This window comes from Methylobacterium sp. CCH7-A2 (assembly GCF_001557075.1).
Classification (GTDB): domain Bacteria; phylum Pseudomonadota; class Alphaproteobacteria; order Rhizobiales; family Beijerinckiaceae; genus Allobosea; species Allobosea massiliensis.
Window position 1 is genome coordinate 29,780 of the sequence record NZ_LSKN01000183.1, and the last position, 25,780, is coordinate 55,559.

At 67.9% G+C, this 25,780-nt stretch carries 21 protein-coding genes; 9 read left to right on the forward strand and 12 right to left on the reverse strand.

Annotation, left to right across the window (positions count from 1 at the left end):
• Positions 1-33 precede the first annotated feature (33 nt).
• Positions 34-888, reverse strand: coding sequence for a chorismate mutase (locus AX750_RS14015; RefSeq protein WP_066716667.1), 855 nt, complete (start codon positions 886-888; stop codon positions 34-36).
• A gap of 201 nt (positions 889-1,089) precedes the next feature.
• Here AX750_RS14015 and AX750_RS14020 point away from each other — a divergent pair, with 201 nt between their 5' ends.
• The gene (locus tag AX750_RS14020; RefSeq protein ID WP_066716669.1) at positions 1,090-2,259 is read left to right on the forward strand and encodes a homoserine O-acetyltransferase; all 1,170 of its coding nucleotides are present in this window, start codon (positions 1,090-1,092) and stop codon (positions 2,257-2,259) included.
• A gap of 128 nt (positions 2,260-2,387) precedes the next feature.
• Positions 2,388-3,011 (forward strand): methionine biosynthesis protein MetW, encoded by a 624-nt coding sequence (gene metW / locus AX750_RS14025; RefSeq protein WP_066716680.1) that lies wholly within the window; start codon positions 2,388-2,390, stop codon positions 3,009-3,011.
• Positions 3,012-3,164: 153 nt separating this feature from the next.
• Here the strand turns inward: metW and clpB are convergent, their stop codons facing one another.
• Positions 3,165-5,786: an ATP-dependent chaperone ClpB gene (gene clpB / locus AX750_RS14030; RefSeq protein ID WP_066716691.1), complete on the reverse strand. Its 2,622-nt coding sequence runs from the start codon at positions 5,784-5,786 to the stop codon at positions 3,165-3,167.
• Positions 5,787-5,959: 173 nt separating this feature from the next.
• Here clpB and AX750_RS14035 point away from each other — a divergent pair, with 173 nt between their 5' ends.
• The gene (locus AX750_RS14035) at positions 5,960-6,304 is read left to right on the forward strand and encodes a DUF2293 domain-containing protein (protein WP_066716694.1); all 345 of its coding nucleotides are present in this window, start codon (positions 5,960-5,962) and stop codon (positions 6,302-6,304) included.
• Between the two features lie 79 nt (positions 6,305-6,383).
• Positions 6,384-7,169, forward strand: a complete 786-nt coding sequence (locus AX750_RS14040; RefSeq protein WP_066716697.1) for an MOSC domain-containing protein — start codon at positions 6,384-6,386, stop codon at positions 7,167-7,169.
• A gap of 53 nt (positions 7,170-7,222) precedes the next feature.
• On the opposite strand, the gene AX750_RS14045 is transcribed toward AX750_RS14040, so the two are convergent.
• The 6 genes from AX750_RS14045 to AX750_RS14070 form a co-directional block, all read right to left on the reverse strand.
• Entirely contained in the window at positions 7,223-8,242 is a 1,020-nt protein-coding gene (locus AX750_RS14045; RefSeq protein WP_082737577.1) for a DUF4167 domain-containing protein, read from the reverse strand.
• Between the two features lie 365 nt (positions 8,243-8,607).
• Positions 8,608-9,426 (reverse strand): peptide chain release factor N(5)-glutamine methyltransferase, encoded by an 819-nt coding sequence (gene prmC / locus AX750_RS26555; protein ID WP_066716709.1) that lies wholly within the window; start codon positions 9,424-9,426, stop codon positions 8,608-8,610.
• A 56-nt stretch (positions 9,427-9,482) separates the two neighbouring features.
• A complete protein-coding gene (locus AX750_RS26925; RefSeq protein WP_066716712.1) occupies positions 9,483-9,761 on the reverse strand; it encodes a hypothetical protein in 279 nt (92 codons plus the stop codon).
• Positions 9,762-9,845: 84 nt separating this feature from the next.
• Positions 9,846-10,931 carry a peptide chain release factor 1 gene (gene prfA, locus AX750_RS14060; protein WP_066716714.1) on the reverse strand — a complete coding sequence of 362 codons (1,086 nt, stop codon included), beginning with the start codon at positions 10,929-10,931 and terminating at the stop codon, positions 9,846-9,848.
• Positions 10,932-10,982: 51 nt separating this feature from the next.
• Positions 10,983-13,250, reverse strand: coding sequence for a phosphoenolpyruvate--protein phosphotransferase (ptsP, locus tag AX750_RS14065; RefSeq protein WP_067254467.1), 2,268 nt, complete (start codon positions 13,248-13,250; stop codon positions 10,983-10,985).
• Positions 13,251-13,434: 184 nt separating this feature from the next.
• Positions 13,435-14,982: a trehalose-6-phosphate synthase gene (locus AX750_RS14070; protein WP_082735151.1), complete on the reverse strand. Its 1,548-nt coding sequence runs from the start codon at positions 14,980-14,982 to the stop codon at positions 13,435-13,437.
• Positions 14,983-15,268: 286 nt separating this feature from the next.
• Between AX750_RS14070 and otsB the strand changes: the two genes are divergently transcribed.
• Both otsB and AX750_RS14080 read left to right on the forward strand, forming a co-directional pair.
• Positions 15,269-16,063 (forward strand): trehalose-phosphatase, encoded by a 795-nt coding sequence (gene otsB / locus AX750_RS14075; RefSeq protein ID WP_066716719.1) that lies wholly within the window; start codon positions 15,269-15,271, stop codon positions 16,061-16,063.
• Positions 16,064-16,065: 2 nt separating this feature from the next.
• Positions 16,066-17,907 carry a glycoside hydrolase family 15 protein gene (locus AX750_RS14080; protein WP_082735152.1) on the forward strand — a complete coding sequence of 614 codons (1,842 nt, stop codon included), beginning with the start codon at positions 16,066-16,068 and terminating at the stop codon, positions 17,905-17,907.
• A 136-nt stretch (positions 17,908-18,043) separates the two neighbouring features.
• Here the strand turns inward: AX750_RS14080 and AX750_RS14085 are convergent, their stop codons facing one another.
• Entirely contained in the window at positions 18,044-19,243 is a 1,200-nt protein-coding gene (locus tag AX750_RS14085) for a M20 family metallopeptidase (protein ID WP_066716839.1), read from the reverse strand.
• A 195-nt stretch (positions 19,244-19,438) separates the two neighbouring features.
• Here AX750_RS14085 and AX750_RS14090 point away from each other — a divergent pair, with 195 nt between their 5' ends.
• Positions 19,439-19,945: a hypothetical protein gene (locus AX750_RS14090; RefSeq protein ID WP_066716722.1), complete on the forward strand. Its 507-nt coding sequence runs from the start codon at positions 19,439-19,441 to the stop codon at positions 19,943-19,945.
• Positions 19,946-19,953: 8 nt separating this feature from the next.
• Here the strand turns inward: AX750_RS14090 and AX750_RS14095 are convergent, their stop codons facing one another.
• The 3 genes from AX750_RS14095 to gcvA form a co-directional block, all read right to left on the reverse strand.
• Entirely contained in the window at positions 19,954-20,460 is a 507-nt protein-coding gene (locus tag AX750_RS14095) for a DinB family protein (RefSeq protein WP_066716726.1), read from the reverse strand.
• A gap of 12 nt (positions 20,461-20,472) precedes the next feature.
• Positions 20,473-21,696 carry an FAD-binding oxidoreductase gene (locus AX750_RS14100; protein WP_066716728.1) on the reverse strand — a complete coding sequence of 408 codons (1,224 nt, stop codon included), beginning with the start codon at positions 21,694-21,696 and terminating at the stop codon, positions 20,473-20,475.
• 88 nt (positions 21,697-21,784) lie between these two features.
• Positions 21,785-22,699, reverse strand: coding sequence for a transcriptional regulator GcvA (gene gcvA, locus AX750_RS14105; RefSeq protein ID WP_066716731.1), 915 nt, complete (start codon positions 22,697-22,699; stop codon positions 21,785-21,787).
• Between the two features lie 111 nt (positions 22,700-22,810).
• On the opposite strand from gcvA, the gene AX750_RS14110 reads away from it, so the two are divergent.
• Both AX750_RS14110 and AX750_RS14115 read left to right on the forward strand, forming a co-directional pair.
• Complete coding sequence (locus tag AX750_RS14110; protein WP_066716734.1) at positions 22,811-24,331, forward strand: aldehyde dehydrogenase family protein; 1,521 nt, start codon at positions 22,811-22,813, stop codon at positions 24,329-24,331.
• 139 nt (positions 24,332-24,470) lie between these two features.
• Positions 24,471-25,688 carry an acyl-CoA dehydrogenase gene (locus tag AX750_RS14115; protein ID WP_066716736.1) on the forward strand — a complete coding sequence of 406 codons (1,218 nt, stop codon included), beginning with the start codon at positions 24,471-24,473 and terminating at the stop codon, positions 25,686-25,688.
• Positions 25,689-25,780: the final 92 nt, after the last annotated feature.

The window sequence follows — 25,780 nt, forward strand, 5'->3', positions numbered from 1 at the left end:
GGAAGGTGGTTCAGGACGACATCGGAAGCGGGTTCACGAACGGACGGGCTTGAAGGCGAAGCGGGCGGCGTGGCTGCCGATCTCGGCGAAGTCGCTCAGGCCGGCCGGCTCCAGGGAGGCGCGGATCGTGGCCTGGTCGACCTCGCCGGAGGCGGCCACCAGCAGCGAGAGATGGGAGCCGTCGGCAGCCGAGGCCGAGACTTCGGCCAGATGCTGGGCGAGCCCGGCACGCAGCGTCTCCGACCAGCGCTCGACCCGGGCGGCATAGAGCACGATCTCGCGCACGGCGGCATCGGCAAGCGGCTTGGCGACGCAGTAGACCGGCGTGCCGGCCGGGTGATCCGGCCGCTCGATGAAGGGCAGGCGCGCGATGATCTTGGGCGCGTCGGCGCCGACGAGATCGCGCCACCAGATGCCGGCGCTGGCGCCCTGGTCCATGCGGAAGATGCCGAGATCGCCGGCCGAGCCCGCCACGGCGCGGATGACGGCGCGCGCATCCTCATGGGTGACGAAGGGCACCGTGAAGCCGAAATGGAAGCGGGCGGAATCGCGCATCGCGGCATCGCCGCCCGAGACGTCGGCATGCACCGCGTAATTCGCCTGCACATAGGTGAAGGTGGCGATGATGATGCGCCAGATGCCCTCGATCGTATCGAGCGGCAGCAGGCCGCGATGGCGCAGCGCGAGGCGCTTCATCATGTCCGCCTCGCGCCCCGGGCGGAAGGCGGAACCGGAGGCCTGCGTCTTCTTGACCGAGATCAGCGTCTCGATGATCGAGGAGCGCTCCATCAGCAGCGCATGCATCTCGGCGTCGATGCGGTCGATCTCGGCCCGCAGATCGGCGAGGGTCGTGGGGGCTGCGAGCGTGGGCGGGGCGGCTTCGGTCATGATGGCAAGACGCGCTTCTCGCCTGCTCCTCAGGATGAGGGCTTTGGCGATCGTCACGCTCCTTAGCGCCCCCACCTCGCCTTGGCAAAGCGACCCGATGCATCGCCGCGTTGACAGAAGCCGCGCGTCACGCCATCGCTAGGGTTCGATCTTCCGAACGAGCCGACCGGCAAGGCAGATTATCGCGTCAAAGCGGACAAGATGAGCGATTTCGCAGCGAGCCTGGCCGATCCCCTGAAGGAAGCCAACGAGCCGAGCAGCGCGGTGGCGCGCTTCGGCCCCGAGACGCCGCTCGCCATGGATTGCGGCGTCAGCCTCGACCATTGGCAGATCGCCTACCAGACCTACGGTGCGCTCAACGCGGCGCGCTCCAACGCGATTCTGGTCTGTCATGCCCTCACCGGCGACCAGCATGTGGCGAGCCGCAACCCGATCACCGGCAAGGGCGGCTGGTGGACCGCCATGGTCGGCCCCGGCAAGCCGATCGACACGGACCGCTTCTTCGTGATCTGCGCCAATGTCGTCGGCGGCTGCACGGGGACGACCGGACCGGCCTCGACCAACCCCGAAACGGGGCAGCCCTGGGGGCTCGCCTTCCCGATGGTGACGATCCGCGACATGGTGCGGGCGCAGCGCCATCTGGTCGACAGCCTGGGCATCGACACGCTGTTCTGCGTCGCGGGCGGCTCGATGGGCGGCATGCAGGTGCTGCAATGGGCAGCGAGCTATCCCGACCGCGTCTTCGCCGCGCTGCCGCTGGCGACCGCCGCGAAGCATTCCGCCCAGAACATCGCTTTCCACGAGGTTGGCCGCCAGGCGGTGATGGCGGATCCCGAATGGCGCGGCGGGCGCTATCTCGAGGAGGGCACGCGGCCCTCCAAGGGGCTCTCCGTGGCGCGGATGGGCGCGCATATCACCTATCTCTCGGAGCCGGCGCTGCACCGCAAATTCGGCCGCAAGCTGCAGGACCGGGAGGCGCCGACCTTCTCCTTCGACGCCGATTTTCAGGTCGAGAGCTATCTGCGCTACCAGGGGCTCTCCTTCGTCGAGCGCTTCGACGCCAATTCCTATCTCTATGTGACGCGGGCAATGGATTACTTCGACCTCGCCGCCGACCATGACGGCGTGCTGGCCAAGGCATTCGCGGGCACCAAGACTCGGTTCTGCGTGGCGTCCTTCACCTCCGACTGGCTGTTCCCGACCGCCGATTCACGCGCCATCGTGCATGCGCTCAACGCGGCGGGCGCCTCGGTCTCCTTCGTCGAACTCGAAAGCGACAAGGGCCACGACGCCTTCCTGCTGGAGGAGCCGAACCTGTTCGCGACGACGCGCGGCTTCATCGGCGCCGCGGCGCGGGCGCGGGGGATCTGAGATGACGGTGACGAGCCTTCCCGTCATGCTCGCCCTTGTGGCGAGCATCCACGTCTTGAACAGAGGTCTCGACCAACGAAGACGTGGATGGTCGGGACAAGCCCGACCATGACGGAAAAGGCCACGCCATGACCTTCCCCGACACCCACACCAACCGCATCGACCTCAAGCTCGTCGCCGAAATGGTGACGCCCGGCTCGCGTGTGCTCGATGTCGGCTGCGGCGACGGCGAGCTGCTGGCGCTGCTGGCCGAGACCCGCAACGTCGATGCGCGCGGCATCGAATTGTCGCGCGAGGGCGTGGCCGGATGCGTCGCGCGCGGGCTCTCGGTGATCCAGGGCGACGCCGACACCGACCTGACCGAATATCCCGACGACGCCTTCGATTACGTCATCCTCTCCCAGACGATCCAGGCGACGCGCAATCCGCGGTTCGTGCTGGAGCAGATGCTGCGTGTGGGACAGCGCGCGATCGTCTCATTCCCGAATTTCGGACACTGGCGCATGCGTTCGCAGGTGTTCTTCCAGGGCCGGATGCCCGTGACCGATGCCCTGCCCTATGCCTGGTGGGACACGCCCAACATCCATTTCTGCACGATCCGCGATTTCGTGACGCTGTGCGAGACGATCGGCGCGGTGAAGGAGCGTGCGGTGGCGCTCGACGCGGCGGGCGGCCGCGTCGGCGTCAGCGCGCCCTGGTGGTTCTGGAACCTCTTCGGGGCGCAGGCGGTGTTCCTGCTGAAGCGGGGGTGATCCTTCTCCCCTCGGGGGAGAAGGTGGCAGCGCGCAGCGCTGACGGATGAGGGATGCCTCGACCGCAAACAAGAAAGGGCCGCTTGCGCGACCCTTCCCTCATCCGTCTGCTGCGCAGACACCTTCTCCCCCAAGGGGAGAAGGGAAAAGACTTCAGTTCAGCGGCACGCCGACGGGCCGCTTCTCCTTCACGGCCGCGACATCGCCCAGCATCAGGCTGGCCGGGCCGACCGTGACCGGTACCGTCTCGCCATCATGGACCTTGCCGGCCAGCAGCAGCTCGGCCAGCGGGTCCTGGACCGACTTCTGGATGACGCGCTTGAGCGGGCGCGCGCCGTAAGCCGGGTCGTAGCCCTTGTCGGCGAGCCACTGACGCGCCTCCTTCGACAGCTCGAGCGTGATCTTGCGATCGGTCAGCAGCTTGCCGAGACGGGCCATCTGGATGTCGACGATCGCGCCCATATCCTCCCGCCGCAGGCGGTGGAACAGGATGATGTCGTCGATGCGGTTCAGGAACTCCGGCCGGAAGGCCTGCCTGACCACGCCCATGACCTCGTCGCGGACGGCCTCCGAATCCTGCCCCTCGGGCTGGTTCACCAGATACTCCGAACCGAGATTCGAGGTCATGATGATCAGCACGTTGCGGAAGTCGACCGTACGACCCTGGCCGTCGGTCAGGCGCCCGTCGTCGAGGACCTGCAGCAGGACGTTGAAGACGTCGGGATGCGCCTTCTCGACCTCGTCGAAGAGCACGACCTGATAGGGCCGGCGGCGCACCGCTTCCGTGAGCGCCCCACCCTCCTCATAGCCGACATAGCCGGGAGGCGCGCCGATCAGACGGGCGACGGAGTGCTTCTCCATGTATTCCGACATGTCGAGGCGCACCATCGCGGTGTCGTCGTCGAACAGGAACGAGGCCAGCGCCTTGGTCAGCTCGGTCTTGCCGACGCCGGTCGGCCCCAGGAACATGAAGGAGCCGATCGGACGGTTGGGGTCCTGCAGACCGGCGCGGGCGCGACGGACGGCCGTCGAGACGGCCTCGACCGCCTCGCGCTGGCCGACGACGCGCGAGGCCAGCACCTGCTCCATGCGCAGGAGCTTGTCCTTCTCGCCCTCCAGCATCCGGTCGACCGGCACGCCGGTCCAGCGGCTGACGACCTGCGCGACATGGTCGGCCGTCACGGCCTCCTCGACCATGCCGCTGGTGTCGCCCTTGGCCTCGATCTCGGCCAGTGTCTTCTCGAGCTGGGGGATCTCGCCATAGGCGAGCTCGCCGGCGCGCTGATACTCGCCCTTGCGCTGCGCCTGGGCCAGTTCGTTGCGGGCGTTGTCTAGCCGCGTCTTCAGTTCGGCGGCGGCACCGAGCTTGTCCTTTTCGGCCATCCATTTCGCGGTGATCGTGGCCGAGCGCGACTCCAGATCGGCCAGCTCGGATTCGAGCCGCTTCAGGCGCTCCTTCGAGCCGGCATCGTTCTCCTTCTTGAGCGCCTCCTGCTCGATCTTGAGGCGCACGATCTCGCGGTCGATCGAGTCGAGTTCCTCCGGCTTGGAGTCGACCTGCATGCGCAGCCGCGCCGAGGCCTCGTCGACGAGGTCGATCGCCTTGTCCGGCAGGAACCGGTCGGTGATGTAGCGGTTGGAGAGGGTCGCAGCCGAGACCAGCGCCGAATCCGTGATGCGGACGCGGTGGTGCTGCTCGTATTTCTCCTTCAGCCCGCGCAGGATCGAGACGGTGTCCTCGACCGAGGGCTCCTCGACGAAGACGGGCTGGAAGCGCCGCGCCAGGGCCGCGTCCTTCTCGACATATTTGCGGTACTCGTCGAGCGTCGTCGCCCCGATGCAGTGCAGATCGCCGCGGGCGAGCGCGGGCTTGAGCAGGTTCGAGGCGTCCATCGCCCCGTCGCTCTTGCCGGCGCCGACAAGGGTGTGCATCTCGTCGATGAACAGGATGATGCCGCCCTCGGCCGCCGAGACCTCGTTCAGCACGGCCTTCAAGCGCTCCTCGAACTCGCCGCGATACTTCGCGCCGGCGATCAGCGAGCCCATGTCGAGCGAGAGCAGGTCCTTGTCCTTCAGGCCCTCAGGCACGTCGCCATTGACGATGCGCAGCGCCAGCCCCTCGGCGATGGCGGTCTTGCCGACGCCGGGCTCACCGATCAGGACAGGGTTGTTCTTGGTCCGGCGCGAGAGCACCTGGATCGTGCGGCGGATCTCCTCGTCGCGGCCGATGACCGGATCGAGCTTGCCCTCGCGGGCGGCGGCGGTAAGGTCGCGGGCGTATTTCTTGAGCGCGTCGTAGCTCTGCTCGGCGCCGGCGGAATCGGCCTTGCGGCCCTTGCGCAGGGCCTCGACCGCGGCGTTCAGCGCCTGCGGCGTCACGCCGGCCTTGCTGAGCGCCTTGCCGGCCTCGCTGTCCTTCTCGACCGCCAGAGCCAGCAGGAGCCGCTCGACCGTTACGAAGGAATCGCCAGCCTTCTCGGCCGCCTTCTCCGCAGTGTCGAAGACGCGGGCGAGGCCCTGCGTCAGGCTGAGGCCGCCGGCCCCCGCGCCGCTGACCTTGGGCAGCCGGGCGAGTGTGGTGTCGGTCAGTTGCAGGGCGAGCTTGGCATTGCCGCCCGAGCGGTCGATCAGACCGGCGGCCATGCCCTCATTGTCGTCCAGCAGCGCCTTGAGCAGATGCTCCGGCGCGAACTGCTGATGGCCCTCGCGGAGCGCAATGGTCTGGGCCGCCTGCAGGAAGCCCTTGGCCCGATCGGTGTATTTCTCGATGTTCATCTGGTCACTCCGCCCACCGGCACGCCCCGTGGCAGCGTGAACCGGTCGCCTTTCGTCAGGATGGAGCGCCCGTTCGGGCCGCCCCTCGCGACTTAGATAGTGTGGCATTCCCGCAACGGAAGAGGGTGCGAAACCGAATTGACCTGGGTCAAATCCAGCGGGCACGATGGGCCATGGCTGGCACGCAGCGACAGCAGGCGATCCGAAAGGCGCTCCGGGCACTGGCTCCGGGGATTCCGTTGGCGGACGCCCAGGCCGTGATCGAACTGGCCGAGCGCCGGCACATGAAGGATCTGCCGCCTTCGACCGCGCTTTGGCTCGCGCTGGGCAGCCATGTCCGCCACGTCCATACCGATTACGAGCAATTGCTGGCCGATGGTTACGAGCGCGAGGCGGCGCGATTTTTCGTGGTCGAGGAGACCGATGCGGTTCTCGCCGGCTGGGGGTGCCAGCGCTCGGTGGCAGACCTGCCGGAGGCGGAGGACGAGGCGGTCCGGACCCGCATCGCGCGGCGCTGATGGTGACCATGACACAGAGTCATCGGACCTCGCCGCCGTATCGCGCTAAGGTCCCGCCGCCACCGACTAAGGACCAGCCATGCGTATCGCCTCGCTCTATCGCTACCCGGTCAAAGGTCTCTCGCCCGAGCGCCTGACGTCAGCGCGGCTGGAAAGCGACAGCTATTTTCCGGGCGACCGGCTCTTCGCCATCGAGAACGGGCCTTCGGGCTTCGATCCGGCGGAGCCCGTCCATCAGCCGAAGATCAAATATCTCATGTTGATGCGGCATGAAGCGCTGGCGACGCTGCGCACCCGCTTTGACGACCCCACCGGCGATCTCGTCATCGCCCGCGACGGGGCCGAGGTCCTGCGCGCTTCGACACGGACGGAGGCGGGCCGCCGTTCGATCTCAGCCTTCTTCGAGTCGTTCATGCCGGAGGCGCTGCGCGGCGAACCGCGGCTCCTGAAGGCGCCGGCGGGCTACCGCTTCACCGATTCGCGCTCGGGCTTTGTCTCGCTGATCAACCTCGCCAGCGTCGCCGATCTCGAACGCCGCCTCGGCGCGGCGGTCGATCCGCTGCGCTTCCGCGGCAACATCATGGTCGAGGGCCTGGCGCCCTGGGCGGAGCTCGATCTGGTCGGGCGTGACCTCTCCGCGGCCTCGGGGCTGCGGCTCAACGTCATCAAGCGGATCGAGCGCTGCGCCGCGACCAATGTCGACCCGCAGACCGGTGCCCGTGATCTGCAACTGCCGAAGACCCTGATGTCCGCCTTCGGTCATGTCGATTGCGGGATCTATTGCCGCATCGTCGCGGGCGGCACACTGGTCGAGGGCGAGCGCCTCGAACTGGCCGAGCCGCCCGCCTCCCTCGGAATCGCCTGACAAAAAAAGGGGCCCTCGCGGGCCCCTTCTTCAACGTTCAAACGCGGCTGCGTTCACTCGGGCGAGCCATCGGCCTCCGAGCCCAGCGCATCCATGACCTCGCGCGGTGAACGCCGCCGACGCGGGCGCTTGGGAGCCCCCTCCGCCGCGGCTTCCGGCGCCTCACTGGCGGCAGGCTCCGCAGCGACCGCCGCCGGCTCGACGGCGACGGGAACGCGCACCGGATTGGTCAGGAAGGACGGCAGCGCGGCCGCAACGTCCTCGCCCGGCTGATCGGCATCATGCGCGGCGTCGCGCTCGCGGCGAGGCCGGCGCTCGGGGCGCGGGCCACGATCGGGCCGGTCGAAACGACGCTCTCCCTGCACCGGCTGCGGCGCCAGATCAGGCTGCTCGCCCCCGACGGGAATATCGGAGCGCGGCGCATCGGGGCGCGGCGCGTAACCGCCCTGCGGATTCTGGCCGCCCTCGGCGCGCTCGAAGCGCCGCTCGCCATTGCGATCGAAGCGGCGGTTGCCCTGACGATCCTGGCCCTGCCGATCCTGGCCCTGCCGATCCTGGCCCTGGCGATCGTTGTGGCGCGGGGGGCGGTCGAAACGCTGCCCCTCGCCGCCTTCGCCCTCCGGGCGAGCGGCATGCTGGCCATTGTAGCCGTTGCCGTTGTAGCCACCCTGGCCACCGCGCTGCTCGGGCTGCTGCGGGCCGCCCTGCTGGACCGGCTGGTCGTCGTCGCCATCCTCCTCGCCCTCGTCCGCATCCTCGTTGAAGGCGCGGTTGGGCGGGAAGCTGTGGCCGAACTGCTGGGCCATCTGCTCCTGGGCCGCCAGCAGGATGCGGTAATAATGCTCCGCATGCTGGAAGTAGTTCTCGGCGGACACAGGGTCACCCGAGGATTGAGCGTCACGCGCCAGCTGCAGGTACTTTTCAGCGACATGCTGCGCCGTACCGCGGACCTTCACGTCGGGACCGTTGGACTCGTAGCTCCGCTGCAGCGGGTTCGGCGCCTTCCGGTTACCATTGTTGTTGTTATTGTTGTTGTTGCGGCCGCGCATGCGCCGGTTCTGACCTGGTCTCATTCGCGTGAATCTCGCGCTCTGTGCTCAAGGCAACCGTGGGGACATCATGCGCGTCCCGGCGCACAGCGGGTTGCGGCGCTGCGCCGGAGGAGTTTGACCTGAAGTGGCTTTGCGCCGTTCCTGGTCTTCACGCGCTCTTTCCAAAGGGGACCCGAGGTCCCGTCAGCCGATCAGCGCCACGGCGCTTTCGGTGTCCAATCTGGCTGGTCAGTTCCGTCGATTCGCGGACATGTCCGGGGGAAGCGACCAGGGCGCCACAGGCATGACCCGCGGCTCCATGCTGACGACACCAGCGTCGGCTAGGTTGGTGCATAGAGGATTTCCCCGTCCGCTCCAAGCAAAATCGCGCGAATGATCGCGCTTTTTCAGTGGAGAGCGAAGATCAGCGCGCGCGGATGATCTCCGAGATCGCGCCGCGTTGCACGATGGCACCAGCCCGCCTCCCGCATGATCGCCGTCACATCCCCTTCCTGCCCCGCCCCGATTTCCAGCACGACGAAGCCGCCGGGCGCCAGATGGCCGCCGAGGCTGCGCGCGAAGATGCGATAGGGCGCAAGCCCGTCGGCGCCGCCGTCGAGCGCCAGCAACGGATCGTGCTCACGCACCTCACGGTCGAGTCCGGCGATGTCGCGGCTCGGGATGTAAGGCGGATTCGAGAGAATGAGGTCGAAGCGAGCGTCGAGCCCCTCCGTCCATTGTCCCTGGCGGATCTCGCAGCGCTCCCCGACGCCGTTGGCCAGCGCATTGGCGCGGGCGATCTCGCAGGCGCCGGACGACAGATCGATGCCCAGCCCGGATGCGGCAGGACATTCGTGAAGCATGGCGATCAGGAGGCAGCCGGTCCCGGTCCCGAGGTCGAGCATCGTCAGCGGCTGGCCGCGACGCGGCCCGAGCGTAGCGAGGGCGGCCTCGATCAGGGTTTCGCTGTCGGGCCGTGGTTCGAGCGTGTCGGGGGACAGGCGGAAGGGCAGCCCCCAGAACTCGCGCTCGCCGATCACCCGCCAGAGCGGTTCGCCGGCGAGGCGCCGGGTGAGGAGCGCGTCGAGACGGTCCGCGTCTTCCGGCGCCAGCGGCACCGACATGTCGGCGGAGGGCCCCGCAACCTGCTCGACCAGCCAGCGGCCCTCGAGCGCCGCATTGACGAAGCCGGCCTCGGTCAGCCTCCGAACAACATCGCGCCGCACCTCCCTCAGGGGAGATGCGGCGTCGAAAGAACCGGCTGCCGCGGCGGTCGCCGGGGTCAGTTGCCCTGCATCTTCTCGTTGATGCAGAAGCGCATCTTGGTGCGGATCGCCGAGCGGCTCTCGCCCGAGCCGCGCATTTCGTTCTGGCAGGCCCGACGTGCCTGCGACTGCGTCATCGCCTTGTTGATGCGGGCCGGCTGGCCGCTCGTTGCGCGCTTCAGGCCGCGCTCCATCGAGCGTTCCACACGCTCCGCCGTGCCCTGGGCCTGAGCCGGCGCGGCCAGCATGCCAGCCATCAGAGCGGCGGCGGCGAAGCTCGAAAAGGTCTTGATCATCGAGGGGTCCCCCCTGTTGCACTGTCGATGCGTCAGCAACGCCGGAGGGGCGAAGAGGTTTCATCGCTGGGGGCTCGTCGCGCTTCACGCCAGCCCCTCGGTCGCCAGCAGGCGGGCCTGATGCTCGGCCGTAAGGGCGTCGATGATGTCGTCCAGCACCAGCCCCTGCATCATCTCGTCGAGCTTGTAGAGGGTGAGGTTGATGCGGTGGTCGGTGACACGGCCCTGCGGGAAGTTGTAGGTGCGGATGCGCTCGGAACGGTCGCCGGAGCCGACCTGCGAGCGCCGGTCGGCGGAGCGTTCGGCATCCAGCCGCGTCCGCTCCATGTCGTAGAGCTTGGCGCGCAGCAGATCGTAAGCACGGGCCTTGTTCTTGTGCTGCGAGCGTTCGTCCTGCACCACGACCGCGATCCCCGTCGGGATATGGGTCAGGCGCACGGCCGATTCCGTCTTGTTGACGTGCTGGCCGCCGGCGCCGCCGGCCCGCATGGTGTCGAGGCGGATGTCGGCGTCGTTGAGGACGATGTCGACGTCGCCGGCGAGCGGGAGCGTCGCCACGGTGGCCGCGGAGGTGTGAATGCGGCCGCTGGTCTCGGTATCGGGCACGCGCTGGACACGATGCACGCCGGATTCGTATTTCAGCCGCGCATAGACGCCGCGGCCCGAAATCTCGGCGATGATCTCCTTGTAGCCGCCGACCGTGCCCTCGCTTTCGGACAGGATGTCGAGACTCCAGCTCTTCTGGGCCGCATAGCGCTGATACATGCGGAACAGGTCACCCGCGAAGAGCGAGGCCTCGTCGCCACCCGTGCCGGCGCGGATCTCGAGGATGACACCCCGCTCGTCGGCGGCGTCCTTGGGCAGCAGCGCGATCAGAATCTCGCGAGCCCGGGCGTCGATCTCGGCCCGGGCGGAATCGCGCTCCTCATAGGCGAGTTCGCGCAGCTCGGCATCGGTCGCGCCATCCTCGATCAGGGCCTCGGCCTCAGCCAGCCCCGTCTGTGCCTGGCGCCAGGCGGCGATGGCGTCCACGACCGGGCCGAGCTCCGAGAGCTCGCGCGAGAGTTCGACCACCCGCGTCGCCTCGGTCGCGGTGTTGATCTCGGCGGACGCCGCGGCGTGGCGGGCGACGATGGCGTCGAGGCGGTCCTGCGGAAGCTGAAGCGACATGATGAACTCGGACGGGAGGTGTGAAGGGCGCGGTGGGGCCAGAACGGCCCGCTAGACCGGCACCTTGAATTCGGCGGCGAAGGCTGCGAGCTGCGGCCGCAGGCTGGCCGCGCCCTCTCCGGAGGCCAGCATCCAGTCGATGCGCTCCGTGAGCTTGCCGACATCGAGCGCCCGCAGCATCGCCTTGACCGGGCCGATCGACGCCGCCGACATCGAGAAGGCGCGATAGCCCAGCCCGATCAGCGCCAGCGTCTCGAGCGGCTTGCCGCCCATCTCGCCGCAGACGGTGACCGGGCAGTTCGCGTCCGCCGCGGCCTCGACGATGCTGCGAAGGGCGCGCAGCGCGCCGACGCCGAGCGGATCGAAACGGTCGGCGACCCGCTTGTTCTCGCGGTCCGCCGCAAAGAGGAACTGCATCAGGTCGTTGGTGCCGATCGACAGGAAGTCGGCCTCGCGCACGATCTCCGGCAATTCGAACAGGAGCGACGGCACCTCCACCATGACGCCGAGCTGCAGGCTGAGCGGCGGCACATGGCCCTGCTTGGCCAGCATGGCCTGCTCGCGGTCGACAATGGTGCGGGCGCGCAGGAACTCGTCGACCGTCGCGATCATCGGCAGCATGATCTTCATGTCGCGGCCCGATCCGGCCCGCAGCAGCGCGCGGATCTGGGCGCGCAGCAGGCGCGGCTTGTCGAGCCCGATGCGGATCGCGCGCCAGCCCAGCGCCGGGTTCTCCTCCTCGACGCGCTCCATATAGGGCAGCACCTTGTCGCCGCCGATGTCGAGCGTGCGGAAAGTGACGGGGCGCCCTTGCGCCTGGTCGAGCACCGCCGTGTACAGCGCCTGCTGCTCGCTCGTCGTCGGCATGTGCTCGGCGACCATGAACTGAAGCTCGGTGCGGAACAGGCCGATGCCCGCCGCGGCCGTCGCCTCCAGATTCGGCAGGTCGACGAGCAGGCCGGCATTGATCTGCAGGACGATCGGCACCCCGTCGCGGGTGACTGCCGGCTGGCTCTTGAGCTTGCGGTACTGCTCCTGCTTGCGGGCGCGCAGCCGCGCCTTGTCCTTGTAGGCGTTCTCGACGTCGGGCTGGGGCCGGATCTGGACCTCGCCGGCCTGGCCGTCGACGATGACGGCGTCGCCCGACTGGATCAGGGCCGTGGCGTTGACGATCTCGCCCACCGCCGGGATGCCGAGCGCGCGGGCGACGATGGCGATGTGGCTGGTCGGTCCGCCCTCCTCCAGCACCAGCCCCCGGAGGCGGGCACGGTCGTAATCCAGCAGCGCGGCCGGGCCCATGGAGCGCGCGATCAGGATCGCGTTTTCCGGCATCTCCTCGCGGGCGACGCCGTTGGCCTTGCCGACGAGGGTACGCAGCAACCGGTTGGCGAGGTCGTCGAGATCGTGCAGGCGCTCGCGCAGATAAGGGTCCGTCTGGCGCAGCATCTTGGCGCGGGTGTCGGACTGTACGCGTTCGACCGCCGCCTCGGCCGTCAGGCCCGTCAGCACGACCTCGCGCATGCGGCGCAGCCAGCCCTGGTCATGCGCGAACATGCGGAAGGTCTCGAGCACCTCGCGATGCTCGCCGATATGGGCGACGTCGCCGCGCTCGATCAGCTCGTCGATCGAGGCGCGCATCTCCGCGATGGCGGCTTCAAGACGCTGCACCTCGGCGGCCGGGTTCTCGGCGATGAGGTTGGTGATCGCCACGCGCGACTCGTGCAGCACGGCGTGTCCCAGGCCGACGCCGTCCGCCAGCGAGACGCCGACGCTGTGGATCGGGCGGTCCAGACCGATCGAGGCGCCGGGCCGGGCCAGAGACTTCAACCCGCCGGCGGCGATCATCTCCGCCATGATCATGGCGGTGGTCTGGAGCGACTCGACCTCCTCGTCGCTGTAGAGGCGCGAGGCGCGGTTCTGGATGACGAGCACACCCATCACTGCACCGCCCCGCAGGATCGGCACGCCGAGGAAGGAGCGGTAGATCTCTTCACCCGTCTCCGGCCGGTAGGAGAAGGCCGGATGGTTCTGGGCGTCCGAGAGCGCGAGCGGCTCCGCCTCACGCGCGATCAGGCCGACAAGTCCCTCGCCGGCGCGCATGGTGGTGAGATGCACCGCCTCGCGGTTGAGACCTTCGGTGGCGTAGAGCTCGAGCGAGCCGTCCTCACGCAGCACATAGACGGAGCAGACTTCGGCGACGAGGTTGGCGGCGATGAGGACGACGAGCCGGTCCAGCCGCTCCTGCGGGCTGATCGACGCCGCCATGACCTCGCGAAGGCGGCGCAGCAGAACGCCCGATCCTCCGAGAGCGCCTCGCATCGATTGTTCGTCCTCCGCCTGCCCGGACTTCCAGGCCGCCTTGCATTGCAGACCTGACACCTGTCATGGCCGAGTCGCAAGCGCTCCCGCCTCGGGCGCCTTCTAGCCACCCGGGGCGGTCTTGGGCAAGGGCCGCGGCGGCGATGGCGCGGAATGGTTGTAGGGACCGCCGCTCGAGCGGATGTCAGCTGCGCGGCTGGGGACCGGCTGGAGCGCTGCCCCGCAGGCCGACCGGACCAAGCTTGCGCGCCGGGGCACCTCCTGCGGAGCGCGGCTTCTGCGGCGGCTTGCGCGATCCGGATCGCCCTTGGGGGCGCTTTGCGGATTTATCCGGGCCTGGCACGATCTCGGGCTCCAGCGGCGCTGCACCCGACAGGACGGCGAGATAACTTCGTGTCCACCAGCCGATATCGGTTGCGGCAATGGTGTCATAGAGCTTCTCAAACCGCCGGACTCGCTCGGATTTCGGCATGGCCAGCGCGGTGCGGATCGCCTCCGCGACCTCGTGCGTATCGAAGGGATTGACGATCAGAGCCTCGCCCATCTGATGCGCCGCGCCCGCGAACCGCGACAATACGAGCACGCCGGGATCGGCCGGGTCCTGCGCCGCCACATACTCCTTGGCAACGAGGTTCATGCCGTCGCGCATCGGGGTGACGAGGCCAACCTGGGCACGCCGGTAGAACCCTGCCAGCGCGTTGCGAGAGTAGGCCTTCTTGACCACGCGGATCGGCGTCCAGTCGAATTCACCCAGCGCCGCGTTGAGGCGCCCGGCGACCTCGTCCGATTGCCGGTCGAGTTCGGCATATTCCGGTACATCCGAACGCGAGGGCGGCGCGATCTGCAGGAGACCGACGCGGCCGCGCTGATCGGGGTGGCTGCGCAGGAACTGCCCGAAGGCTTCGAGCCGCTGGACGATGCCCTTCGAATAGTCGAGCCGGTCCACCCCGACCACGAGCTTGCGCTCGCCCAGCGACTGGCGCGTCGCCTTGAGGGGCGTGGTGGCCGAGCGCACGGAGGCCGCCGCGAGCTTGCGGAACGCCTCGACATCGATGCCGATGGGGAAGGCCTGGACCTGCGTCTGGCGGCGGCCGACGCGCAAGCGCGAGCCGTTGATGCTCGCGCCGCACATGGCGACGAGGCAGCCCATCAGATTGGCGACATCGGTCTGCGTCTGCAGCCCCACGAGGTCGTAGGCCGCGACCGTGCTGGCGAGCGTCGATGCAAAAGGCAGCGCCCCGAACACTTCCGCCGGCGGCCAGGGGATGTGGTGAAAATAGCCGATGCGGTTGCCGACACCACGGCGACGCAGTTCCGCTGCCAAGGGAATCAAATGGTAGTCGTGGATCCAGATGATGTCGTCCGGACGCAGGAGACCGATCAGCGCCTTGGCGAAGCGGCGATTGACCGCGAGGTAGCCGGCATAATCCGTCCGCGAAAACTCGGTGAGACCGAGCCGGTAGTGCATCAGTGGCCAGAGCGCGCGGTTCGAGAAGCCGAGATAGTAGGACTGGCGCTCGGCTTCCGTCAGGTCCGTCACCGCGTAGGTGACATTGCCACGCTCCACCACATTGGGCGCGCTGGTCGCTTCCCTGACATTTCCACTCCAGCCGAACCAGAGGCCGCCCTGCTTCTCCAGCGCCTCGCGCAGTGCCACCGCCAAACCACCGGCTGCGGCTTTCTCGGTCCGCTCGGGGATGGTGACACGGTTCGAGACGATGACGAGGCGCATGGTGGCGATGATCTCCTGTGGCTGTATACCCGCGATCGCAGCGATCCGATTTTAGGCGGGGAAGCAGGAACAGAACGCCTGCCGCGGCGTAATGTTTCGATTGCGGGGCACCGGATTTCGGCGTCCGAGCGGCGAAGCTGTGAGCAGAAGAAGGCAGGACCATCCACGAAATGTCAAATTCCGATGCTGAGTAGGCGCGCATTCCGCGTCGTATTGCCGGTGTCCGTAGAAATCTAAAAAGTCCACGTTCCGTTCAAAAGCTCTTGATTTCAAACAGGCTATTGTCATGAACTTGACACAAACCGGGAATGAACCGCCCCTCGACGATTGGGCCCGGGACGAGCGCGCCATCGCGCTGTTCCTCGACTTCGACGGAACCCTGGTCGAGATCGCTCCCTCACCTGCCGATGTGCGGCTCGACCGCCGGGTGCCGGCCGCGCTCGACCGCCTGCGCGGCCATCTCTCGGGTGCGCTTGCGCTGGTGTCAGGTCGGCCGATTTCCTTTCTCGACACGGTGCTGGCGCCCTACCGCTTCGACACCGCCGCGCTGCACGGCGCCGACATCCGCTGCGGGGACGAGGTGCTGACCCAGGCTGCCGCTTCCGCCGAAATGCGGCAGGCGGTGCGCGATCTCGTCCGCTTCGCCAACAGCCATGTCGGCATCATCGTCGAGGACAAGGACCTCTCCGTCGCCCTGCACTGGCGCCTGGCCCCTCAAGTCCATGACGAGGCTCTGGATCTGATGCGCGCGCTCGCCGAGCGGATGGGCCCGCTCGTCCGGCTGCAGGAGGGCAAGGCCGTCGCCGAGCTCGTGCCGGCGAGCGCCAGCAAAGGCACAGCCATCGCCCAACTGATGCAGACCGCGCCCTATGCCGGGCGCGTGCCCGTTTTCATCGGCGACGACGTCACCGACGAGCACGGCTTCGAGGCGGTGAATGCACTCGGCGGGCTATCGATCCGCATCGGCGACGGCGAGACACTGGCTCCGCTGCGCCTGCCCTCGCCGACCGCGCTGCGTGCCATTCTGCTCAACGCGGCCGAAACCGGCCGCCTGACGGCTTCCAGCTTCTATCAGGGATAACCATGACTGTTTCGACGATGCCCGCGGGGCCCCACTCGGCCTCGCTCGACCTCGGCGTGATCGGCAACTGCTCGATCGCCGCTCTCATCGACCGGCGCGCCCGGATCGTCTGGGGCTGTTTCCCGCGGTTCGACCGCGACCCTGTGTTCTGTGCGCTGATCGACAATCAGGCGGAGGATGGCGATGCGATGCCGCGCAAGGGCGTCTTCGCGATCGAACTCGTCGGCATGACGCGCTGCGAACAGACTTACCTGGACAACACCGCGATCCTGTCCTCTGTTTTGTCCGACGATCACGGCAATGCCATCGAGATTCTCGATTTCGCGCCCCGCTTCGTCCGCTACGAGCGCTTCTTCCGGCCACCGCAAATCGTCAGGCGCGTGCGTCGCGTCTCAGGACGGCCGCGCATCCGTGTCATCGTGAAGCCCGCGCTCGGCATCGGCGAGGAGCCTGACGAGATCACGCGCGGCTCCAACCATGTGCGGTTCGTCGGCGCCGACCAGACGATCCGGCTGACGACGGACGCCCCCATCTCCTATGTCGTGGACGGCGTACCCTTCGCGGTGGAGCGGCCCTATTCCTTCTTCATCGGCTCTGACGAAGCCTTACGCGCCGAGATCGAGGAGACCTCGCGCGAGTTTCTCGACAAGACGACAGACTATTGGCGCGACTGGGTGCGCTCGCTCTCGCTGCCCTTCGAATACCAGCGCGAGGTGATCCGCGCTGCGATCACGCTGAAGCTTTGCGCCTTCGAGGAAACCGGCGCCATCGTCGCCGCGCTTACAACCTCGATCCCGGAGGCGCCGGGCACCCAGCGCAACTGGGACTACCGCTTCTGCTGGCTGCGGGATGCCTATTTCGTCGTCCATGCCCTCAACCGCCTCGGCACGACCAGGACGATGGAGGATTATCTCAACTTCATCACCAACATCGTCGACAGCTTCACCGAGAGCGGCGCCGATCATCTGCCGCCGCTCTATCCGATCACGCGGGGCGGGTCGCTGCGCGAATTCGAGGCCGCGACCCTATCGGGCTATCGCGGCCATCAGCCGGTGCGGTTCGGCAATGGCGCGGCGATCCAGATCCAGAACGACGGCTATGGCGCCGTTGTGCTCGCGGCGACGCATGCGTTCTTCGACCAGCGCCTGATCCAGCCCGGCAAGGAATCCCTGTTCGGCCAGCTCGAGCGGATGGGTCAACTGGCCGTCACCTCTTTCGACAAGCCCGATGCGGGGCCCTGGGAGCTGCGCGAGAAGGAGGCGGTGCACTCCTTCTCGAGCGTGATGTGCTGGGCAGCCTGCGACCGGCTCGCCCGCATCGCGGCGACGCTCGGACGCGCCGACCGCAGCGATTACTGGGAGGGCGAGGCGACGCGCCTCAAGAGCGTGATCCTCGACAACATCTGGAACGCGCAGAAGGGCCACCTCGTCTCGACCTTCGGCGGGGAGGATCTCGACGCGACGCTGCTGCTCTTCGCCGAGCTCGGCTTCCTCAAGGCGGACGACCCGCGCTACGTCGCCACCGTGGAGGCGATCGGCCGGGATCTGACGCGCGGCGATCTGCTGCTGCGCTACGCGACGCAGGATGATTTCGGCTTCATGCACACCGGCTTCCTCATCTGCGCCTTCTGGTATGTCGATGCGCTGCACGCGATCGGCCGGCGCGAGGAGGCGAAGGCCCTATTCGGCCGCATCCTGCAGCGGCGCAACAGCTTCGGCCTGCTGTCGGAGGATGCCGATCTGGAGACGGGCGAACTCTGGGGCAACTTCCCCCAGACCTATTCCCATGTCGGGATGATCAACTCGGCCATGCGGCTGAGCCGCAACTGGGAAGAAGCGTTCTGACGGCAGTCGCGCGGTCCGACGCCGTCATGCTCGGGCTTGTCCCGAGCATCCACCTCTTGAACACCGTGCTCAACCCGCGACGCAGTGGATGGTCGCCACAAGGGCGACCATGACGACGGAGCGGGGCCGGCCGGCCTCATTCCATCAGCTTCGCCGCGCGCATCACCGACAGGGCCAGCACCTGCGCGGCGGGCACGATGCTCTCGACCTCGAGGAATTCGTCCGGCGTATGCGCCATGCCGCCGATGGGGCCGACGCTGCAGAGCGTCGGGCAGCCCTGTGCCGCGGTGAAGCCGGAATCGGCGCAGCCGCCGGTGAACTCGGCGATGGTGGCGATGCCGAAGCCGGCCGCAGCGTCGCGATAGGTCTCGAACAGCTTCTGCGAGTCCGGGGTGCCTTCCAGTGGCAGGAACTCGCCCTTGATGGTCAGGGCGGCCGATGTCCCCACGACAACCGGCGTCTCGACGATGGCGCGGATGGCCTCGACCAGTTCGGCCCGCTGGGCGGCGGTGACGTAGCGCAGGTCGATCTCGCACCAGGCATGGGGCGCGACCGTGTTGACGGTCTGGCCGCCGCCGATCAGCCCGACATTGACCGTGATGCCCTTCTCCAGATCGGTGAGGCCCTGAAGCTTCGGAATCTTGTGGCCGAGATCGACGATGGCCGAAGCGCCCTTCTCGTAGTTCGCACCGGAGTGGGCCGGCTTGCCGGTGAATTCGGCGCGCATGAAGACGCCGCCCTTGCGGCCGCTGGTGACCGATTGCCGCCGGTCCTTCGCGAAGCCGCTACCCGCCGGGAGGCGGCTGGGCTCGGCATTGAAGACGCAGCGCGATTCCCGCGCCGCCGCCTCGATCACCGGGCGCGAGGACGGCGAGCCGATCTCCTCATCGCTCGTCGTCAGCATCGTCAGCGGCGCGGAGAGGCCGCCGCATTCGGCAAAGGCTGCGGCGACGAAGGCCTCGATCACGAGGCCGGCCTTCATGTCGGCGACGCCCGGCCCATAGGCCCGGCCATCCTTGATCGAGAACGGCCGGCGCGTCGGCTCGCCTTTCGGGAAGACGGTGTCGCGATGGCCGAGCAGCAGCACCGGGCGCTGGTCGTTGGCGGTGGGATTCGGCAGGCGCGCCTTGACCGCATCGCCATAGCGGCCATTCGCAATGATCTCGACTGCGAGACCGTTGCGCTCATGGAAGCGGGCGAGCACCTGCCCGGCGCGATCGACACCCTCCTTGTCGTAGGAGCCGGAATCCGTGTCGACCATCTCGCGCAACAACGCGACCATCGCGTCCTTGCGTTCGGCGAGCCAGGCCGTGACCTTGGCTTCTTCCGGAGTCATCGTGCTCATCGCTGCTCTCATGGTTCCGTATGGGACAGGTTGTGCAGCATAGCGATGCCAAAGCGGGCCGGGTAGCGCTGCGCGGAGGGCGATCCCGCGCAAAAATGGAGATCGACAACGCGGTTCCCGCAAGGGAACCACGCCCAGCCGCCACCGTTATCACCCGGGCCCGCAGGTCGGGTCGGGGGGACTTCCATGACGCTGTTCAGCCGTCTGCTTTACACGATGATTGCCTTCACGCTGCTGGCGGCGGCGATCCTGCTCATCGCCGTCGCCGTCTGGCGCACAGCGACGGGCTTCTGGACCGGCGAAAATGCTTTGGGGTCGATGCTCGACGGCATCAGCCTGATCATCATCGCGGTGGCGGTCGCCGATGTCGGCAAGTTCCTTTTCGAGGAGGAGGTTCTGTCAGACCGGGAGTTGCGGCGTCCGGCCGAGGCGCGTGGGTCGCTGACCAAGTTCATGACCATCATCATCATCGCACTGCATCTCGAGGCTCTCGTGCTGATCGCCAAGACCTCACGCGAGACGATGGGCGACATCGTCTATCCGGGGCTGCTCGTTTTCCTGGCCGCGACGTCGATGGTCGGGCTCGGCCTGTTCCAGAAGCTCAGCCAGAACGCCACGGCCGTGGTGCCGCCGGACCGGACCGGCGGCGAGCGCGACGAGCCGCAGCTTCGCGCGGCAGCCACCGAAACCTGACGGCAGGCTCAGCCCTCCGGCTCAAGCAGCATCAGGTCCGTGTCGTCCGGCCTCGCGCCGGCCGCCGTCAGCATGGCGTGGATCTGGCCGCGATGATGGGCCTGATGGTTGAAGAGATGGACGACCAGCAGCGCGCGGGGCTTGCGCATTTCGCGCTGCGTCGCGCCGGAGAACCAGACCATGTCGTCGGCCAGCCATTCGGGAGACAGCCCGCGCGCCCACTCCAGGATCGTGACGTCGAAGGCCTGCCGCTGCGCGACGAGGTCGGCCCAGTCCGCGACGAGGTCGGCGGATTCGTGGATGCGGTGGGTCGGCTTCGGTGTGCCGGCGAAGCGCGAAAGCCACATGCGGTCGGCCCAGAGCAGATGGCAGAGCGTGCCATGGATGGACTTGAAGAACGCGCCGCGATCCTGCCGGCGGGCCGCGTCGTTCAGCGTGGCGGCAGCGGTCAGGAGGCACTCGTTCTGCCAGGCGTTGTAGCGCGCCATCGTCCGCGCATAGGCCGTGTCGATCACTGCCGCCTCCGCTCAGATGACGTTGGTTTCCAAGAGCGGCCGGCCCTCAACGATCCGCTCATGGCCGAGATCGCTGAGATCGAGTGTGCGATAGCCGCCATGCAGGATGTGCTCGGCGATGCCGCGCCCGACCGCCGGCGCCTGCTGCAGACCATGACCCGAAAAACCGTTGGCGAGGTAGAGCCCCGACAGGCCAACCGCCGGGCCGACGATGGCGTTGTGATCGAGCTCGTTCATGTCGTAGGGGCCGGCCCAGGCACGGCCCGGCCTGATCTGCTCGAAGGCCGGAATACGGTGGGCGAGCGCCGGCCAGACGACCTCCTCGAAGAAGCCCCAATCGACATCCTCGACATCCGCGTCGGTCTCGATCCACTCCCGGTCCTGCTCGGGCGTCAGCGGCGAGCAACTGCCGATGAAGAGCTGGCCGTCGCTGCCGCGCTTGCCTTCCGGCCGGCACCAGGAGCCGCTGCGGTCGATCAGCAGCGGGCAGTTGTCGACCTCGCCCTTGCAGAGGAAGGAGAAGACATAGCGCTTCATCGAGCGGACCGGGATCGTCACGCCGGCCGTCGCGGCGAGGCGAGCGCCATGCGTGCCCGAGGCGTTCACCGCCGCGCCGCAGGCGATGCGGCTGCCGTCGGCGAGTTCGACGGCGGTGACGCGCCCGTTCTCGACGATGTAACGGGCCACCTCCCCCTGGCGGTAGTCGACGCCGAGCGACCGCGCCTTCTTGCGAAACGCTTGCAACAAGGCCCAGCCGTCGAACCAGCCCTCGCCGCTGACGCCGAAGCTGCCGCAGGCGATGTCGTCGATGTTCATCCAGGGAAATTTGCTGCGCAGCATGGGCGCAGCATAAAGCGCAATATCGGCGCCCTCGGCGGCCTGCAGCGCCTGGTTGGCGGCGAGCACGGGAGCCCCCTCCTCACCCGCCAGATAGAGGTAGCCACCCTCGTGCAGATCGATCACCGGTGCCTCGCCATCGACAGCCAGATGGGCGCCGATGTCGCGGAGAAACTCGATGCCGTGCAGCGAGATCCGGATGTTCACCGCGCTCGAATATTGCTGGCGGATCGAGGCGGCCGACAGCGCCGAGGCGGCGTAGCGATAGGTCGGGTCCTTCTCGACGACGACGATCCTGCCCGTGAAGCCGGGATCGGCCGCGAGGTGATAGGCGACCGAGGAGCCAAGGGCCCCGCCGCCGCAGATGACGACGTCGGCGGATTCGGACGAAGACGACATGGCGGGTTCCGAGTCAGAGAAGGGTGCGCGCTGCGACCCGGTTGATGAACGCTGCGCATGAATGGCGCGGCCGGCGAAACTTGTCGAGTCAGCTCGCCATCTCGCACTCGGCAAGCAGCCAGTCGCGAAAGGCCACGACCGCCGGCAGTTCCGCACGGGTCTCCGGGTAGACGAGGTAATAGCCTTCCGTCCCAGTGACCGGGCGATCGAAGGGGATGACCAGCGAGCCGGAGCGAAGTTCCTCCTCGACCAGGAATCGCGGCACGATGGCGAGCCCCAGCCCGGCGACGGCCGCTTGAGAGACCATGGCGAACTGTTCGAAGCGCGGCCCCATCAGTGCCCGCTGTGGCGGCAGACCCTGCTGCTCGAGCCAGTTGGCCCAGGCGCGGGGCCGCGTCGATTGCTGCAGCAGCGAGCCCCTGAGCATGTCGGCGGGTTCCTTGAGGCCCAGGCGCGCCACCAGGCCCGGCGCCGCGACGGGCACGATCTCCTCGCCCATCAGGCGGTGCAGCCGCGCGCCCGGCCAGACAGGATCACCGAAATGGATCGCCGCATCGAGCGGCTCGCGCGCGAAGTCGAAGGGCACGAGCTTCGTGGTGAAGTTGATGGTGATGCCGGGATGCGCCTCGGTGAAGCGCGGCAGGCGCGGGATCAGCCAGCGCGTGCCGAAGGTCGGGAGAATGGCGAGGTTCAGCACACCGCCCGCGCCCCGGAAGGCCATGGTCGAGACGGTGGCCGCCGCCAGCCGCGAGAGTCCGTCGCGTATCTCGGCGGCATAGGCGGCACCCGCCGGCGTCAGCGCGACGCGCTGCCTTGCGCGCTGGAACAGGGCAACGCCCAGCACCGTCTCGAGATGCGCGACCTGCCGGCTGACGGCCCCCTGCGTCAGGTTCAGCTCCTCCGCCGCGCGCGTGAAACTGCCATGGCGCGCCGCCGCCTCGAAGGCCGCCAGGGCAGACAGCGACGGCACGGTGAGGCGGCCTGGGACGATCTCGAGGTTCATGAGTCCTTCTCATCAAGTCGTGAGAACATATCGGTTGCCCGGGCGGGGCGGAAGGGGGCATTCTAGCCCGCCTTAAATCTCCATCCGGCCGAGCCTCGCCCAGGACGCATCATGACCACCAGTCTCCCCCAGGACGCACTCGCGCTGCTGAAGCGTCTCGGCGTCACGGATGCCGCCTTCGCCACAACCGGTCTCGCCGCCCGCTCGCCCATCACGGGCGAGAGCGTCGCGACCCTGCGGGAGACGAGCGCCGCCGAGGCCTCGGCCGCCATCGGCCGGGCGCATGCCGCCTTCCTGACCTGGCGCAAGGTGCCGGCGCCGCGCCGCGGCGAATTCGTGCGCCTGCTCGGCGAGGAGCTTCGTGCGGCCAAGGACGATCTCGGCCTGCTGGTGACGATGGAAGCCGGCAAGGTGACCTCGGAGGGCCTCGGCGAGGTCCAGGAGATGATCGACATCTGCGATTTCGCCGTCGGGCTGTCGCGCCAGCTCTACGGCCTGACGATCGCGACCGAGCGCCCGAACCACCGCATGATGGAGACCTGGCATCCGCTCGGCGTCTGCGGCGTGATCTCGGCCTTCAACTTCCCCGTCGCGGTCTGGTCCTGGAACGCCGCGCTCGCCTTCGTCTGCGGAGACAGCGTCGCCTGGAAGCCCTCCGAGAAGACCCCGCTGACCGCGCTCGCGGTTCAGGCGATCGTCCAGAAGACGATGAAACGCTTCGGCCCCGAGGCGCCCGCCGGCCTGTCGGAGGTGCTGATCGGCGGGCGCGAGATCGGCGACATCCTCGTGCAGGATCACCGTGTCCCGGTCGTCTCGGCCACGGGCTCGACCCGGATGGGTCAGGAGGTCGGCCAGAAGCTCGCCGCCCGCTTCGCCCGCGCCATCCTCGAACTCGGCGGCAACAACGCGGCAATCGTCGCCCCGTCGGCCGATCTCGACCTCGCGCTGCGCGGCATCGCCTTTGCGGCCATGGGGACGGCGGGGCAGCGCTGCACCACGCTGCGCCGCCTGATCGTGCATGAGAGCGTCTATGACGCGCTGATCCCCAAGCTCATCAAGGTCTATGCCAGCGTGAAGATCGGCGATCCGCGCGAAGCGGGCGTTCTGGTCGGCCCGCTGGTCGACGAGGCCGCCTTCAAGGGCATGCAGGCGGCACTGTCAGAGGCGAAGGCCGCCGGCGGGACGGTGCATGGTGGCGAGCGCGTCACGGTCGGAACCGGGGGCTTCTATGTCCGCCCCGCGATCGTCGAAATGCCCGCGCAGACCGGACCGGTCGCCCGCGAAACCTTCGCGCCGATCCTCTACGTCATGAAGTACAAGACGCTGGACGAGGCGATCGCGATCCAGAACGCCGTCGGCGCCGGGTTGTCCTCCTCGATCTTCACGCTCGACATGCGCGAGGCCGAGACCTTCATCTCGAGCGAGGGCTCGGATTGCGGTATCGCCAACGTCAATATCGGCCCGTCCGGCGCCGAGATCGGCGGGGCCTTCGGCGGCGAGAAGGAAACCGGCGGCGGCCGCGAGGCCGGCTCCGACGCCTGGAAGGCCTATATGCGCCGGGCCACGAATACGCTCAATTACGGTACGACATTGCCGCTGGCGCAGGGCGTCAGCTTCGATGTGGATGCGTGACGAACAAAGCCGAGGAACCACACCGTCATTGCGAGCATCGCGAAGCAATCCAGGAGCGGCCGCGCTCGACGCCCCCTGGATTGCTTCGTCGCTACGCTCCTCGCAATGACGGTGAGCAGGAACGATGAGGGAGACGACCATGGCCGAAGCCGCCCGCAGCCACAGCACCAGCCACAAGCTGGCCGAATTCACCTGGGACGACGCCTTCCTGCTCGACGAGCAGCTGACCGAGGATGAGCGCCTGATCCGCGACACGGCGCGGGCCTATGCGCAGGAGAAGCTGCAGCCGCGCGTGGCGGAAGCCTATCTCGAGGAGAAGACCGACCGCGCCATCTTCAACGAGATGGGCGAGCTCGGCCTTCTCGGCGTGACCGTGCCGGAGGAGTATGGCTGCGCCGGCGCCAACTACGTCTCCTACGGGCTGGTCGCTCGCGAGGTCGAGCGGATCGATTCCGGCTATCGCTCGATGATGTCGGTGCAGTCCTCGCTGGTGATGTACCCGATCTACGCCTATGGCGACGAGACCCAGCGCAAGAAGTACCTGCCCAAGCTCGGCTCGGGCGAGTGGGTCGGCTGCTTCGGCCTGACCGAGCCCGATGCCGGCTCCGACCCGGCCGGGATGAAGACCCGCGCCGAGAAGGTTGCCGACGGCTATCGCCTCACCGGCTCGAAGATGTGGATCTCGAACTCGCCGATCGCCGACGTCTTCGTCGTCTGGGCGAAGTCGGCCGCGCATGACAACCAGATCCGCGGCTTCATCCTCGAGAAGGGCATGAAGGGGCTCTCGGCCCCGAAGATCGGGGGCAAGCTCAGCCTGCGCGCCTCGATCACCGGCGAGATCGTCATGGACGGCGTGATCGTGCCGGAAGAGAACCTGCTGCCCAACGTCTCCGGCCTTAAAGGCCCGTTCGGCTGCCTCAACCGGGCGCGCTACGGCATTTCCTGGGGCGTGATGGGCGCGGCCGAGGACTGCTTCCATCGCGCGCGCCAGTACGGGCTCGACCGCAAGCAGTTCAACAAGCCGCTCGCCCAGACGCAGCTCTACCAGAAGAAGCTCGCGGACATGCTGACCGAGATCACGCTCGGCCTGCAGGGCTCGCTCCGCGTCGGCCGGCTGATGGACGAGGGCAAGATGGCCCCGGAGATGATCAGCCTCGTCAAGCGCAACAATTGCGGCAAGGCGCTGGACATCGCCCGCCAGGCCCGCGACATGCATGGCGGCAACGGCATCCAGATCGAGTACCACGTGATGCGCCATGCGGCGAACCTCGAGACGGTGAACACCTATGAGGGCACGCATGACGTCCACGCGCTGATCCTCGGCCGGGCCGTCACCGGGCTGCAGGCGTTTTTCTGAGCGTGTCCGGCAGCCGTCATGCCCGGGCTTGACCCGGGCATCTCGCCCCGCGTGAACTTCCCCGGAGATGGTCGGGTCAAGCCCGACCATGA

Coding starts and splice junctions, on each gene's coding strand:
- AX750_RS14015 (WP_066716667.1), bottom strand. CDS start 888: ATGACCGAAGCCGCCCCGCCCACGCTCGCAGCCCCCACGACCCTCGCC.
- AX750_RS14020 (WP_066716669.1), top strand. CDS start 1,090: ATGAGCGATTTCGCAGCGAGCCTGGCCGATCCCCTGAAGGAAGCCAAC.
- metW (WP_066716680.1), top strand. CDS start 2,388: ATGACCTTCCCCGACACCCACACCAACCGCATCGACCTCAAGCTCGTC.
- clpB (WP_066716691.1), bottom strand. CDS start 5,786: ATGAACATCGAGAAATACACCGATCGGGCCAAGGGCTTCCTGCAGGCG.
- AX750_RS14035 (WP_066716694.1), top strand. CDS start 5,960: ATGGCTGGCACGCAGCGACAGCAGGCGATCCGAAAGGCGCTCCGGGCA.
- AX750_RS14040 (WP_066716697.1), top strand. CDS start 6,384: ATGCGTATCGCCTCGCTCTATCGCTACCCGGTCAAAGGTCTCTCGCCC.
- AX750_RS14045 (WP_082737577.1), bottom strand. CDS start 8,242: ATGAGACCAGGTCAGAACCGGCGCATGCGCGGCCGCAACAACAACAAT.
- AX750_RS26925 (WP_066716712.1), bottom strand. CDS start 9,761: ATGATCAAGACCTTTTCGAGCTTCGCCGCCGCCGCTCTGATGGCTGGC.
- prfA (WP_066716714.1), bottom strand. CDS start 10,931: ATGTCGCTTCAGCTTCCGCAGGACCGCCTCGACGCCATCGTCGCCCGC.
- ptsP (WP_067254467.1), bottom strand. CDS start 13,250: ATGCGAGGCGCTCTCGGAGGATCGGGCGTTCTGCTGCGCCGCCTTCGC.
- AX750_RS14070 (WP_082735151.1), bottom strand. CDS start 14,982: ATGCGCCTCGTCATCGTCTCGAACCGTGTCACCATCCCCGAGCGGACC.
- otsB (WP_066716719.1), top strand. CDS start 15,269: ATGAACTTGACACAAACCGGGAATGAACCGCCCCTCGACGATTGGGCC.
- AX750_RS14080 (WP_082735152.1), top strand. CDS start 16,066: ATGACTGTTTCGACGATGCCCGCGGGGCCCCACTCGGCCTCGCTCGAC.
- AX750_RS14085 (WP_066716839.1), bottom strand. CDS start 19,243: ATGACTCCGGAAGAAGCCAAGGTCACGGCCTGGCTCGCCGAACGCAAG.
- AX750_RS14090 (WP_066716722.1), top strand. CDS start 19,439: ATGACGCTGTTCAGCCGTCTGCTTTACACGATGATTGCCTTCACGCTG.
- AX750_RS14100 (WP_066716728.1), bottom strand. CDS start 21,696: ATGTCGTCTTCGTCCGAATCCGCCGACGTCGTCATCTGCGGCGGCGGG.
- gcvA (WP_066716731.1), bottom strand. CDS start 22,699: ATGAACCTCGAGATCGTCCCAGGCCGCCTCACCGTGCCGTCGCTGTCT.
- AX750_RS14110 (WP_066716734.1), top strand. CDS start 22,811: ATGACCACCAGTCTCCCCCAGGACGCACTCGCGCTGCTGAAGCGTCTC.
- AX750_RS14115 (WP_066716736.1), top strand. CDS start 24,471: ATGGCCGAAGCCGCCCGCAGCCACAGCACCAGCCACAAGCTGGCCGAA.